Source organism: Mycobacterium sp. NPDC050853 (assembly GCF_040653875.1).
GTDB lineage: Bacteria > Actinomycetota > Actinomycetes > Mycobacteriales > Mycobacteriaceae > Mycobacterium.
In genome coordinates this window covers 1,467,675-1,480,055 of the sequence record NZ_JBFAGW010000001.1, presented here as the reverse complement: position 1 = coordinate 1,480,055, position 12,381 = coordinate 1,467,675, and the positions used below count along the sequence as shown (strand labels likewise).

The window sequence follows — 12,381 nt, the reverse complement described above, 5'->3', positions numbered from 1 at the left end:
ACACTGGATGTGTCGTGTCTACAGGAGTGAGCATGCTTGTCTTAACTCGTTGGTTCCGGCGCACCCTCGTCAGCGGTATCTGTGTCGCAGGACTGTTGGGCGCCGGAGTGGTTCCTGCCCTCGCGGACCCCGATGAACCCGGTGGTCCAGGCATCGAAGAGCCGGGGCCTCCGCCACCGCCCTTCGAGCTACCGCCGCCACCGCCTCCGCCGTGGGAAGTGCCGCCGCCACCGCCGGAGGGTCCGCCTCCCGGCGAGGTTCCGCCGCCTCCGGCGCCGACCACACCGCCGCCTGGGGCGCCTCCCACGGGGGATGTCCCCCCGCTGCCCGTGGGGTTGCTCAAGAACTCGCCCAATAACGGTGATGTCGTCGGTGTGGCCCAGCCGGTGACGATTGTCTTCTCGGCTCCGGTGACGGATAAGAAGGCCGCCGAGGCGGCCGTGAAGATCACCACGTCGAAGCCGGTGCCGGGATACTTCTATTGGTACACCGACCAGCAGCTGCGCTGGAAGCCCACGCAATTCTGGCCCGCGAGCACCGATGTGAACGTGAATGCGGGTGGCACGAAGTGGAGCTTTAAGGTCGGTGACGCCTTCGTGTCCACGGTTGACGACGCCACCTACACGATGACCGTGACCCGCAACGGGGTCGTGGAGCGCACCATGCCCATGTCGATGGGTAAGCACGACAAGAAGCACGAGACCAAGAACGGCACGTACTACGTCAGCGAGAAGTTCCAGAAGATGGTGATGGACTCCTCCACCTACGGGGTGCCGGTCAATTCGGCCGAGGGCTACAAGCTCGACGTGTTCTGGGCGACGCGGCTCTCCAACTCGGGCATCTTCGTCCACGGTGCGCCGTGGTCGGTGGGTGCACAAGGTAAGAGCGATACCAGCCACGGCTGCATCAATCTGAGCACCGACAATGCCACCTGGTACTTCAACCAGTCCCACCCCGGTGACCCGGTGATCGTGAAGAACTCACCCGGTGGTCCGTACAAGGACTACGACGGTTACGACGACTGGCAGCGTTTCTGAGATCTGAAGACAACAAGAAAGCCCCCGGCCACGGACCGGGGGCTTTCTTGTTGCGGTGTCAGCTCCAGATGCGTACGCGCTGATCGTCTTCCAGGAACAACTCGTCCTCTGTGGTGAGCGCGAAGGCCTCGTAGAAGGCATCGATATTGCGCACCACGCCATTGCACCGGAATTCCGGCGGCGAGTGCGGATCTACCGAAAGACGCCGGATAGCCTCGGCCTCACGGGCCTTTGTCCGCCACACCTGCGCCCAGCCGTAGAAGACTCGTTGCACACCCGTCAGATTGTCGATCACGGGAGCAGGCTTGCCGCCCAACGAGATCTCGTAGGCGAGCAGAGCGATCGAGAGACCGCCCAAATCGCCGATGTTCTCACCAACGGTGAACGCGCCGTTGACATGCTGATCGGACAGCGCGCGCGGCACGAACTCGTCGTATTGTTTGATCAGCGCCGTCGTACGCACCCCGAATTCGTCGCGGTCGGTGTCGGTCCACCAGTTGACCAGGTTGCCGTCACCGTCGTATTTGGAGCCCTGATCATCGAACCCATGGCCGATCTCGTGACCGATGACGGCGCCGATTCCTCCGTAGTTAGCGGCATCGTCGGCGTCGGCGTCGAAGAAGGGCGGCTGCAAAATGGCTGCGGGGAAAACGATTTCGTTCATGCCCGGGTTGTAGTACGCGTTCACCGTCTGCGGGGTCATGAACCACTCGTCGCGATCGACCGGGCCGGCCAGCTTGGCAAGGCCGCGGTCGCATTCGGCGGCCGTGGCGCGCCGGACATTCCCCAGTAGATCATCGCGGCGGATGGCGATCGTCGAGTAGTCACGCCAGGTGGCCGGGTAGCCGATCTTCGGAGTGAACTTGTCGAGTTTCTGCAGGGCCTTTGTGCGGGTCTCCGGAGTCATCCATTCCAGTTCGGTGATGCTGGCGCGATACGCCTCACGCAAATTATCGACGAGTACCTCCATGCGCACCTTCGCATTCGGCGGGAAGTGGCGCTCGACGTAAAGCTGTCCGACGGCTTCGCCTAGTAGTGACTCGACCACCGCGACACCGCGCTTCCAGCGGTCGCGGATCTGCTCGGTACCCGACAGTGCGCGCCCATAGAAATCGAAATTCTCGGCCACCAGAGGCTCGGTGAGATACGGCGCGCGGGCACAAACCAGCCGCCAGCCGGCCCACTGCTTCCAGTCATTCAACGGCTCCGAAGCCCAGAGCTCCGCGAAGATGGTGAGATAGTCGGGCTGCCGTACCACCAACTCGTTGACCTGGCCCGTGGTGGCGCCCAGTCCGGAAATCCAGCCACCCCAATCAAACCCAGGTGCGGTGTGCTCCAGATCGGTGAAGCGCAGCAGGTTGTAGCTCAGCTCGGCGTCCCGCCGCTTGACCACATCCCAATGTGCTGCCGCGATCTTGGTTTCCAGTTCGAGAATCGTTGCGGCGGCGGCATCGTGGTCACCATCGCCGTTGACCAGCGCGAGCATGGCGGCGATATGGGCGCGGTAGGTATCGCGTGTCGCCGCGTGCTGGTCCTCGCGGTAGTACGACTCGTCGGGCAGTCCGAGGCCGGACTGGCTGATGTGCAGTAGGTAGCGCGCGGAATTCTTGGCGTCGGTGTCCACGTAGCAGCCCACGCCGCTGCCGACCCCGGCCCGCTGCAGCGCACCCATGACGGCGGCCAGCGCGGTGGCATTCGGGGCCGAGACGATCCGGTCCAGCTCCTCGTGGAGCGGTGCCAGGCCGATTTCCCCCACGGCTTCGGTGTCCATGAAGCTGGCGAACAGATCGCCGATCTTCTGAGGCTCGGTGCCTTCCGGTGCACCGGAGTTGGCCGCCTCGGTGATGATCCCGCGAACCTGCTCCTCGGCACGGTCGAACAGAGTCCGGAACGCGCCATCGACGGCACGGTCGGCAGGAATGGCGTATTCGGCGAGCCAGTGCCCGTTGACGTGGCCGAACAGGTCATCCTGCGGGCGGATCGATTCGTCGCGATGGCTCAGGTCGATACCGGACTTCGCCGATGAGCCGCTTGCGCGAAGAGCGTCGGGGGAGCTGGTGGTTTCGGTGGTCACCCGTCCATGGTGACATGGGTCGCTAGGGTGAGGCCCGTGAGCAAAGACGACCCGGCGCAGGAAGACGGAGCAGTCTTGTCCCGGTACGGCATCCTGTCCGCTGTTCTCGGAGTGATCGCGGTTGTCGCGCTGGTGTTTTCGATACTCGTCAGCACCGGGCACCGCGGCCAGGTGACCAGTGACCGCTACGATTCGCGTGTTCTCGGCACCGCTGTGAGCTGGGTAAACACGTTGATCAACATGAACAAGGGCAATGTCGGGCCTAGCGTGCAGGCATTACAGGACGGTGCCGCCGGGAGGCTCAGCGATGAGCTGGGGGCGACCATCGCCGGATTCGTGCAGCTGGCCCGGACCCTCGACACCGATGCCGTGGGCGAGATCGACTCCGTGGCCATTGAAAGAGCGGGACCTCATGACGATGCGGATGTCGGCCTGCCGTCGGCGGAGCGGACTGACCGCGTGATGGTGGTGGCGACCTCGGTGACACGAGCCGCCAACGCGCCCGCGAAGGTCAATCCGTGGTACCTGCGACTTGCGGTGTCCAAGGTGGGCGATCAGCTACTGGTGACGGATCTGAGGGTTATCCAGTGAGCCGGAATGTTTTGCGCGTCATTCTCTTTGATGTGCTGGCACCGTTGATGGCGTTGCTCGCGATCGTGATGCTCGGTGTAATTCTGGGCTGGCCCACCTGGTGGGTGGCGATAGGCACCGCTGCAGGGCTGCTCATCGCCCAGGGGGTTGCGCTGAACGCCTATCTGGCCAGGCGTGATTCGGTCACCTTCGGCACGGACGACGACGGTCCTGGGTTACGCACCGGGATCGCGGCCCTGGCCGCCGCCGCGGTGGTGGCCGTTGCGGTGGTGGGATACCGAGACTGGACGGTGCCCGATCGTGCGGGAAACGCGGACCGCGCAGCCGTCACCGATGTCGTTGCCACGGTGGCCGAGGCGGTGGTGAACTACAACCCCAGCAGCCCGGACACCTACGTGCACAAGGCCACCGAGCACATGACCCAGGAGCAGGCTCAATCCTTCACGCGTGATTTCGACCGGGCCACCGCCGAGCTGAAGGCCAAGGGGATCTCGCAGAAGGGTGAGGTCATCTCAGTGGGTCTGGAAGCAATCGGTCCGGAGTCCGGAGTGGCAGCCACGCTGGTGCGGCGGACAAGCACCGCGGCGAAGACGCAGTCGGTGGAAGCGGTGCTGGCGCTGCGGATGACGCTTGCCAAACGCGATGGCCGCTGGCTCGTGGACAACATCGCGCCGATCGACCGGGTCGGCGGTCAGTCGCTGAAGGCTAGCGCCGGAAACTAGCGTGAACTGATACGCGCGAATTCGATTTCGGTGCACCGGTCCATAACGACCTGAAGTCCGGCGTCGGTCGCCTTGTTCGCGGCATCGACGTCAACGAGATCGAGCTGAAACCACAGTGTGCGTGCACCGATGTCGATGGCCTCTTGGGTGATGCCCGCCAGCTCCTCGCGGCGGCGGAACACATCGACCAGATCGGGTGTCTCGGGCAGTGCCTCAAGACTGGGGTAGACGGTCTCGCCGTCGAGCTCGGCGATGGTCGGATTCACCAGGAAGATCCGATAGGAGCTGTGCGAGGCCAGATAGCGATAGACGCCGTGGCTCGGCCGGTCCGGATTGGCTGAAACTCCCACAATCGCAATGCTCTTGGTATCACGCAGAATCTGGGCGATGGTCGCGTTATCGGGGGCAGTCCACACCGAGGTTCCTTTCTGGTAACGCGCAGCACACCGAAAACTCAGGTGACAGGTCTTGGCGTGGCACGGTAGACATGGGTATGTGTCTGAGCTGACCCTACGCACCATCCAAGATGAGGACGACTACGAGTCGTACATGACCTCGTCGTATTCCGTGTTCCTGCAGGAGCTACGGAAGGACGAGATCGAGGTCAACCGCAAGTTCACCGAGCTGGACCGGATGATCGGTTTCCACAACGGAAAACGGTGGGTGTCGACGGCGGGTGCCTTCAGCCGTCAGGTGGTGCTACCGGGCGGTGCCGTCGTCCCGGTCGCCGCTGTCACCGCGGTCACGGTATTGCCGACGCATCGCCGCCGCGGCCTGTTGACGGCCATGATGCGCCATCAGCTCGAGGACATCCGGTCGCGCGGCGAGGCGCTCGCCATGCTGTTCGCCTCGGAAGCGTTGATTTACGGCCGATTTGGCTACGGAGTCGCGACGGAGGCCGCGGACTTGTCCGGGCAGGTGCGCGAGCTGGCATTCCGGCCGGACGTAGACCTTGGCGACGGCACCCTGGAAGAGGTGGATGCGGAGACCTTCCTGGCCTCGGCCCCGGCTGTTTACGATGCCGCTATTGCGGACCTGCCCGGGCAAATGTCCAGAACTCCGGAGTGGTGGGCCTCCTGGACCTTTGACAATGAGGAGCGGCAGAAGGACTCGGGCAAGGTCCGCTTCGTCCTGCACTACGAATCCGATGGAACGGTCAGCGGATTCGCCATCTACCGGCCCAAGTCCGAGTGGAGCGACTCGGGACCCAATAGCGAGCTGCACGTGCAAGAGGTACTCGGCACCAACTCCCGCGCCTACGCCAGAACCTGGCGCTACCTGCTGGATATGGACCTGGTACGCAAGATCAAGTATCACGGTGCATCGGTGCACGAGGAGCTGCGCTACCTGGTGGCCAACCATTCGGCACTGGAATGTGCCGTGGGCGACGCGATTCATGTGCGGCTGCTCGATATTCCACGGGCGCTGTCACAGCGGCGATACGCCGCCGAGGTGGATGTGGTGTTTGAGGTGACCGACCAGTTCCTCCCGGAGAACTCCGGACGCTACCGCCTGCGCGGCGGTCTGACCGATGCCCGTTGTGAAACCACCACGGAGGAAGCCGATATCGCGCTGACCGTGCGTGATCTCGGGTCCGTCTACATGGGTGGGGTGGGTCTGCAGGCGCTGGCCAGTGCCGGCTTGGTCACCGAACTGCGGGCAGGCGCAGTGCGACGGGCCGCCATCGCATTCGGCTGGCCCGTCGCACCCAGTGCGCCCGACGACTTCTAGCTAGTTGTCACGGCCGGGGCGGCCCATTTGTCCGGGGCCGTCCCATCCGTCGTCACTACGTTCCCAGCCGCCGTGTCCGCCATGGTGGCCCCAGCCACCGCCACCGCCGTGGGTGTGCCACCAGATGGCGCACGCGATACGGAACGCGATGAACAGGAACAGCAGTACCAGGCCGGTCAGCAGGGCGATCTTGCCGAGTAGTTTGGCGCGGTCCGAGGACTCCTGGGCGCGGTCGTACTGGCCGGTGATCCAGAACTGGGTGACGTTCAGCGCGTTCGTGAAGGCGCTGAAGGCCAACGGCCAGAAGAAGACAACGGCGGCCACGGCCCAGCCGACATTCGAGGGCGGGAGCTTTGGTGGTCCCGGGGCGACCGTCGGTGCAGGTGGCGGCGCGGGAGTGGGAGTGGTGGGTTCGTCGGTTTTCGTCTCGTCGGTCATGGCACGAGGTTAGGCCGATTTCAGGAGGGCTGCCATAACGATCCACGGTCTTTCAGGGAACTGGCATTGGTTACGCAGGTACCCGTAAACAATGTCAGCGGAATAGGGATGGCTATCCGCGAGGTCGGGTGCGCCCGAACCGGCGGGCGACTCGGCGCATACGGATCAGCATCGCCACCGAGGGCATGCTCGTACCCGCCAGATATGCGGAGAGCTCACCACTTGAAACACCTATGCGGGAGGCAAACTCGGCCTCGCGTAGACCGGAGGCCTCGAACAACAGGTTGATCTCGTTGGTCGCCTCGCGCCGTTCGGCCTCGGCAAGATCGTCGCGGGCTCGGGTGAGAACTTCCTGCAGTGCGGTTGAAATGCCGTAGAGCTCATCGGAGCCGAGCGCTTCCTCGACCTGGCGTGCGGTTCGTCCGAACGGGTCACGTTTGAGCGCGTGGACGATTTCTTGCCAATCAGACAGGTCGCCGCTTTGCAGGGCACCCAGCATCTCAGCGGTGGTCCAATGAGTGACCGGCTTGCCACCGTGTTGCGGCTGGTCGGAACCAGTGTCCGTGGCGCCGGAACCCGAAGGCTCATCGGGCACTTCGGGGGAGACGGCCGGCGCGTCGCTCGTGACCGTCACCTCGCATCCTCCAACATCGCCACCGCCACGGACAGACACTGTCTGCGCACCGCTGGGCTTTCGATCGTGCCATCGCCGGGCTTCGGGTCAGCGAGCCGGCGCACCAGCTGGCTGGAAACCCACCGCTGATTGGACTGTACACAGTAATGCTGATCGATCCCGGCGAGGACCTTCGCCGCCATCCGCGGTTCCATCAGCGAAGCGAGCCGGGCGAACTCGGTGTAATCGCGTTCGGCATTGCGGCGCATCAATAAAAGTCCCTGCATGCGGAGCGCTTCGGCGTCGGTGGGCACCGCGCATTTCTGTCCGGTCGGCAGCTTGACCTGGGCGATTTCCATCGGTGTGATCCGGGACAGAGGTCCAGGCATTTCGATTGTGTCGGTATGTGTTCCGTTTTTGCCGGCCTGCAGGGACTCCAGGGCCACAGTCAAGTTGTCACGCCAGCGGTCCGCGAGCATCGGCTGTGTCTCGGGTACCGCAACAGTGTCATCGGATAGGCGCTTGAGCCTGGCCGCCGAGACGGCAATGGCGTGGTAGTCGATGCGCGGTTCCTCAAATCCAGAACCCTGCAGCCGCAGCGCACTTTCGGTGTGCGGGCCCGGAAGCTCGTCGACACAGGGGGTTTCAAAGTCCACCGTGGGTAGCACCCGATCGAGCCAGCCGGGCAGCCACCAGTTGCGCTTGTTGAACATCGACATCAGCGCTGGTACCAGGACCAGGCGCACCACCGTCGCGTCAACGGCTATCGCCACCGCGCACGCCACGCCCAGCTGCGCCACCAATGGCATTCCGGCGAAGGCGAATCCGATGAACACCGCGATCATGATGAGTGCCGCGCTGGTGATGGTGCGCGCGCTGGTGCGCACCCCGTATGAGACAGCGTCACCGCAGTCGCCGGTACGCAGGTATCGCTCACGCACGCGGGCTAGCAAGAAGATCTCGTAGTCCATGGTGAGACCGAAGGTCAGCGCCAAGGCCAGCGGCGGGATACTGCTGTCGATATTGGCCTGGTGGAAGCCCAAGAATTCCAACCATCCCCACTGGAAGACGATCACCAGGCTGCCGTAGGCGGCGGCGACCGAGAGCACGGTCATCACCACGCCCTTGAGTGCCAGCACCGGCGAGCGCAGGGTAACCAGCAGCATCACGAATGCGAGCACGCAGACGAATGCGAAGACGGCCCAGAGGGAGTGTTCGACCCGATTGTCGTAGTCGAACAGCAGCGCCGTCGGACCGCCGACATTGATCTCGGCTCCCGAATTGTCGAGCGCGTCGGGCACATTCGTGCGCAGCCAGCTGACGGTGTCGCGCGCCGCGGTTGCCTCGGGGTCCACCGACAGTACGGCCGAGATAAGTGCGTCGTGACCGTTGGTTGAGAACGCCGGGTCGGAAACCCGCGCGATATTCGGGGCCTGCGCGATTTTCTCCTTCGCAGTCTCGAGGACCTGTGCGTGCTGAGGATCCTGCGCGTTGCCCTTATCGCCGGTGAAGGTAAGCAGTACCTGCACCGGCCCCAGCGCACCCGGCCCCATGGCTACGGCCGCCGCGTCGATACCTCGGCGGATTTCGTGGGAGGAATCGAATTGGCGCAGCATGCTATTGGAGACGTGCATGTGCAGGCTCGGTGCCGCGAGCGCGAGCAGGAACACCGAAGCGCCCAGCGCGGAAAGCCATGGTCGGCGCATTACCTGCTGGGTCCACTTGCGCCAGAACGGGATCGAATGCTTGCGCAGCGGTGAGACGCGCAACAGCCGGGACTGGTTGGCCGCGGCCTTGCCGAAGATGGCGAGCAGGGCGGGCATCAGCGTGGTGGAGGTGAGAACGGCGATCGCGACGACGATGATGGCGCCGGAGGCCATCGATGCCAGCGCGGGGGTTCCGATCAGGTAGATACCGGCTAGGGCGGCGATCACCGTCAGGCCGGAGAAGGTGACCGTGAGCCCCGAGGTGGCCATGGCCGCGGCTATCGCCTCTTGCCGATTCTTCCCCGAGTTCAGCTCTTCGCGGTATCGCATGAGGATGAAGAGGGAGTAGTCCACCGCGACGGCGAGACCGATCATCGTCACCGTCGGCAGAGCGAACACCGACATCGTGGTGATGTTCGACAGCGCGAGGACGAGCGCGACGCTCAACGCCACCGTGCACAGACCCAATAGCAGGGGCAGTGAGGCCGCAGCGAGAGAGCCGAACGCCGCGATCAGCACGATCAGGATGACCGGGATGTTCCATTTCTCGGCCTGCTTGATGTCACCGGCGATCTGTTCGGTCATCGCGGCACCCAGCGCGCCCTGCCCAATCACATACAGGGACACTCGGCCGCCTGCGATCTGCCCCGGCTCGCCGCCGTGCACACCTATCTTCTTGCGGAGCTCCTTGGCGATATCGGTCGCACCGGTGTTGTCGAAGCCGATCCGCAGGGTGACGACGAACGGACGGTCCGGTTGTGGGGTCAGTTGCGGGGGAATCGGCTCGATCGACACCTGAGGAATCTGAGCCGCCACCTGCTTCAGATAGTCGACGGCGGCGGTCATATCGGTGACGCTGGCGTCGGGGCGGGGTGCGGCGACCAGGGCAAGCGGAGAGGCTCCCCGCTCGCGGAAGCCGGTCTCCATTGCGTCGTGCACCTTGAGGGACTGCGATCCGGCGACCTCGAAGCCGCCGCCGGTGAGCTTTTCGCCGCGGTCGACTACCAGCCCTACCGCGGCGACAATGAGAATCAGCCAGACAGCGACGGTCAACCAGCGATACCTACGGAGGTAGTCGCTGGTGCGCATCATGACTGACTGCACAGATAGTCCCTGTCGTTCGGTGTGACGCACGCAGTCTCCTGTGGCGTGCTCGTGATGCTACAGCAACGCGACCAACCACGCGTGTTGTCTGTATATATCCCGGCAACCTGCAATGACACGGTTACTAACAGCCTGCCTTGGCGAAAAACGAGTGGTGGCTGGACGTGCTCTTCGCGCTCCCTGGCAACGTTGCGTTGGATCGTGAGCGGGATGCGGAATTTCAGAATCTGGCCGACTATAAAGACTCGGTAACTCTCTGGTGACTTGGCGAGTCCGTGTTTCGAAATGCCGCCGAATTTCGATACCTTGGCTGTAATCCCACAAACAAGTAGGAGGAATGTCATGTCAGCCACAACCTCGCGGCGCACGGCCTACGGCTTGCTGAGCGCAGGTGTTCTCGCTGGCGGGCTCGCAATGAGCGCCCTGGCACCCATTGCCGCGGCCGAACCAGTCCCCCCGACTCCCGCTCCGGCTCCCGCGGCCCCCGCCGCACCGGCACCCACCCCGAATGCCGCAGCACCCGCTGCGGCGACGGTGACTCCTGCCACACCCACGCCGGACGGGTGCCAGGCCAGCAAGATGACCAAGACCGTCGGCACCGTGGTGCAGAACGCGGCGGGCTATCTGGAGCAGCATCCAGACGTCGACCAGGCGTTCACCGAGATCAAGGCGGCCCCGCAGGACGAGATCGCCACCAAGACGCAGAGTTACCTGGTGTCGCGGCCCGATGTCGCCGGCTCACTCGGTGGCATCGCTGCACCGCTTAACGACCTGCGCACCAAGTGCGGTCTGCCGCTGGATCTGGCACAGGTTGTCAACGGCGGTGGATTGAACCCCGCCGCTATGGGTGTGAACCCGGCACTGCTGACCGCGCTGTCGCAGAACCCGGCCGCACAGTCGGTGGCGCAGAACCCGGCGGCACAGGCACTCGTGCAGAACCCGGCCGTGCAGTCCGCCATCCAGAACCAGGTGCCGGCTGCCAACTTCCCGCAGGGGCCCGGACCAGTGCCGGGACCCGCTCCAGCCGCTCCCGCTCCGGCCGGCCCGGTCGGAACAGGCCCCGCACCCGGGCCGCGCGTCTAGCCGTAGTCGTTACCAAAAGGCCGTTTGTGCACGACCCTTCTCGGGGTTCGTGCACAAACGGCCTTTTTGGCGTTTAACGCGTCAGGGCTTCGGAGCCTGCTGCCGGGGCGACATCGTCGTGACGATTGAGGTACCGCACAGAGAGCAGTACCGCGGCATAACCGGCGAGGGGAACCAGCACGGCGGCGAGACCTTCCATGCAGCCAGCTTGCGCGGGCCGTGGGCGCGGATCCAAGCGCGTTGACGAGATCCTGACGGTGGCTCTCTACTTTTTTGACGATCCGTGGGACGTGCGGATCAGTCGTTTCGCGATGACGCGCCACCCGAGCAGGAACAGCGCAGTGACCAGCGATGCGACTATGACAAAGCTGAACGCCACACCCTGATTGCTTAGTCGTCGCAGGATCATCCCGAACAGGACCGTGCAGACCCAGACCGCGATCCCGGTGTGGGCCACCGAGGCCGGGCGGGTCCAGCCCCGGCTGAGGAGCCAGCCGATGCCGGCGCCGGTCAGGAATGGCCACGCCGTCTGCCACACGCCGAGCAGCGTGATGCCCTCGTCGTGACTGCGACGGCCGATGGTGCAGAAGACGAAGATGCCGACGGCATCCAGTACCAGTGAGAACAGTACGGATGCCGCCGGCTTCTGCGTGAGTGAATTCCGTTGCGCGCTGGGCATTCCCCGACCGTAGCGGGTGCCGTGCGGGGATCAGTTGGAGGGTGCCTCCGGGTGACCGGCCTCGATGTTGAAGGTCAGCGTGACCTTCTCGCCGACGAGCCCGGCGCCGCCGGTGACGCCGAAGTCACCGCGGTTGATCTCGGTGCTGGCTTCGAAGCCGGCGACGGTGCCGCCTTGCGCGCCCGGGCCGACACCCTCCAGGGAGAGGTTCAGCGAGACCGGCTGGGTGATGCCGTGCAGGGTCAGCTCGCCGTCGACGACATAGTCGTCACCGTCGGTGCGTACGGAAGTGGATCGGTAGGTGGCGGTGGCGTGGTTGTCGGTGTCGAAGAAGTCGGCTGAGCGCAGGTGAGTATCGCGCTGGTCGTTGCGAGTGCTAACCGAGGCCACGTCGATGGTGGCCGATACCGAGGGGGTGCCGTCCTCGGCGACCACGAGCTCTCCGCTGAAGTCGGTAAATGAGCCACGGACCTTCGAGACGCCCAGATGGCGTACGGAGAAGGTGATATCCGAGTGAACCGAGTCGATAGCCCAGGTTCCGGCGGTGAGTGTGGGGGTGGTCGTGGTCATGAGTGCTCCTCAAAGTCGGGGTGAGACACTCAT

General features: G+C 64.3%; 13 protein-coding genes. 5 read left to right on the top strand and 8 right to left on the bottom strand.

From position 1 onward, the window contains the following. Window positions 1–32: 32 nt before the first annotated feature. On the top strand, window positions 33–1,037 hold the full coding sequence (locus AB0H22_RS07290; protein ID WP_358145726.1) for a L,D-transpeptidase family protein: 1,005 nt from the start codon (window positions 33–35) through the stop codon (window positions 1,035–1,037). Window positions 1,038–1,095: 58 nt separating this feature from the next. Here the strand turns inward: AB0H22_RS07290 and AB0H22_RS07285 are convergent, their stop codons facing one another. Further along, window positions 1,096–3,111, bottom strand: a complete 2,016-nt coding sequence (locus AB0H22_RS07285; protein ID WP_358145724.1) for a M13 family metallopeptidase — start codon at window positions 3,109–3,111, stop codon at window positions 1,096–1,098. Window positions 3,112–3,222: 111 nt separating this feature from the next. On the opposite strand from AB0H22_RS07285, the gene AB0H22_RS07280 reads away from it, so the two are divergent. Together AB0H22_RS07280 and AB0H22_RS07275 are read left to right on the top strand one after the other, a co-directional pair. Beyond that, entirely contained in the window at window positions 3,223–3,702 is a 480-nt protein-coding gene (locus AB0H22_RS07280; protein WP_358146139.1) for a hypothetical protein, read from the top strand. A gap of 47 nt (window positions 3,703–3,749) precedes the next feature. Then, window positions 3,750–4,424, top strand: a complete 675-nt coding sequence (locus AB0H22_RS07275) for a hypothetical protein (RefSeq protein WP_358146137.1) — start codon at window positions 3,750–3,752, stop codon at window positions 4,422–4,424. Here the strand turns inward: AB0H22_RS07275 and AB0H22_RS07270 are convergent. Further along, window positions 4,421–4,840, bottom strand: coding sequence for a CoA-binding protein (locus AB0H22_RS07270; protein ID WP_180749301.1), 420 nt, complete (start codon window positions 4,838–4,840; stop codon window positions 4,421–4,423). The genes AB0H22_RS07275 and AB0H22_RS07270 overlap by 4 nt on opposite strands. Before the next feature lie 79 nt (window positions 4,841–4,919). On the opposite strand from AB0H22_RS07270, the gene AB0H22_RS07265 reads away from it, so the two are divergent. Further along, window positions 4,920–6,155 carry a GNAT family N-acetyltransferase gene (locus AB0H22_RS07265; RefSeq protein ID WP_358145722.1) on the top strand — a complete coding sequence of 412 codons (1,236 nt, stop codon included), beginning with the start codon at window positions 4,920–4,922 and terminating at the stop codon, window positions 6,153–6,155. Here the strand turns inward: AB0H22_RS07265 and AB0H22_RS07260 are convergent, their stop codons facing one another. The 3 genes from AB0H22_RS07260 to AB0H22_RS07250 all read right to left on the bottom strand — a co-directional run bounded on the left by AB0H22_RS07260 (window position 6,156) and on the right by AB0H22_RS07250 (window position 10,004). Further along, window positions 6,156–6,593 carry a CD225/dispanin family protein gene (locus tag AB0H22_RS07260; protein WP_180749299.1) on the bottom strand — a complete coding sequence of 146 codons (438 nt, stop codon included), beginning with the start codon at window positions 6,591–6,593 and terminating at the stop codon, window positions 6,156–6,158. 112 nt (window positions 6,594–6,705) lie between these two features. Beyond that, window positions 6,706–7,227 (bottom strand): helix-turn-helix transcriptional regulator, encoded by a 522-nt coding sequence (locus tag AB0H22_RS07255; protein WP_358145720.1) that lies wholly within the window; start codon window positions 7,225–7,227, stop codon window positions 6,706–6,708. Beyond that, window positions 7,224–10,004, bottom strand: coding sequence for an MMPL family transporter (locus tag AB0H22_RS07250; protein ID WP_358146135.1), 2,781 nt, complete (start codon window positions 10,002–10,004; stop codon window positions 7,224–7,226). Before AB0H22_RS07250 ends, AB0H22_RS07255 begins: the two co-directional genes overlap by 4 nt. Window positions 10,005–10,358: 354 nt before the next feature. Between AB0H22_RS07250 and AB0H22_RS07245 the strand changes: the two genes are divergently transcribed. Next, entirely contained in the window at window positions 10,359–11,099 is a 741-nt protein-coding gene (locus tag AB0H22_RS07245; protein ID WP_180749297.1) for a hemophore-related protein, read from the top strand. A gap of 73 nt (window positions 11,100–11,172) precedes the next feature. Here the strand turns inward: AB0H22_RS07245 and AB0H22_RS07240 are convergent, their stop codons facing one another. The 3 genes from AB0H22_RS07240 to AB0H22_RS07230 form a co-directional block, all read right to left on the bottom strand. Beyond that, on the bottom strand, window positions 11,173–11,298 hold the full coding sequence (locus AB0H22_RS07240) for a hypothetical protein (protein WP_255485624.1): 126 nt from the start codon (window positions 11,296–11,298) through the stop codon (window positions 11,173–11,175). Window positions 11,299–11,364: 66 nt separating this feature from the next. Next, window positions 11,365–11,778 (bottom strand): DUF3054 domain-containing protein, encoded by a 414-nt coding sequence (locus AB0H22_RS07235; RefSeq protein ID WP_180749296.1) that lies wholly within the window; start codon window positions 11,776–11,778, stop codon window positions 11,365–11,367. Between the two features lie 30 nt (window positions 11,779–11,808). Continuing rightward, window positions 11,809–12,348, bottom strand: coding sequence for a YceI family protein (locus AB0H22_RS07230; protein ID WP_180749295.1), 540 nt, complete (start codon window positions 12,346–12,348; stop codon window positions 11,809–11,811). Between the last annotated feature and the right edge of the window lie 33 nt (window positions 12,349–12,381).

What these genes read in the sequence shown, in the direction of transcription:
- AB0H22_RS07290 (WP_358145726.1), top strand. Translation starts at nt 33, where the DNA reads ATGCTTGTCTTAACTCGTTGGTTCCGGCGCACCCTCGTCAGCGGTATC.
- AB0H22_RS07275 (WP_358146137.1), top strand. Translation starts at nt 3,750, where the DNA reads ATGGCGTTGCTCGCGATCGTGATGCTCGGTGTAATTCTGGGCTGGCCC.
- AB0H22_RS07260 (WP_180749299.1), bottom strand. Translation starts at nt 6,593, where the DNA reads ATGACCGACGAGACGAAAACCGACGAACCCACCACTCCCACTCCCGCG.
- AB0H22_RS07250 (WP_358146135.1), bottom strand. Translation starts at nt 10,004, where the DNA reads ATGATGCGCACCAGCGACTACCTCCGTAGGTATCGCTGGTTGACCGTC.
- AB0H22_RS07245 (WP_180749297.1), top strand. Translation starts at nt 10,359, where the DNA reads ATGTCAGCCACAACCTCGCGGCGCACGGCCTACGGCTTGCTGAGCGCA.
- AB0H22_RS07240 (WP_255485624.1), bottom strand. Translation starts at nt 11,298, where the DNA reads ATGGAAGGTCTCGCCGCCGTGCTGGTTCCCCTCGCCGGTTATGCCGCG.
- AB0H22_RS07235 (WP_180749296.1), bottom strand. Translation starts at nt 11,778, where the DNA reads ATGCCCAGCGCGCAACGGAATTCACTCACGCAGAAGCCGGCGGCATCC.
- AB0H22_RS07230 (WP_180749295.1), bottom strand. Translation starts at nt 12,348, where the DNA reads ATGACCACGACCACCCCCACACTCACCGCCGGAACCTGGGCTATCGAC.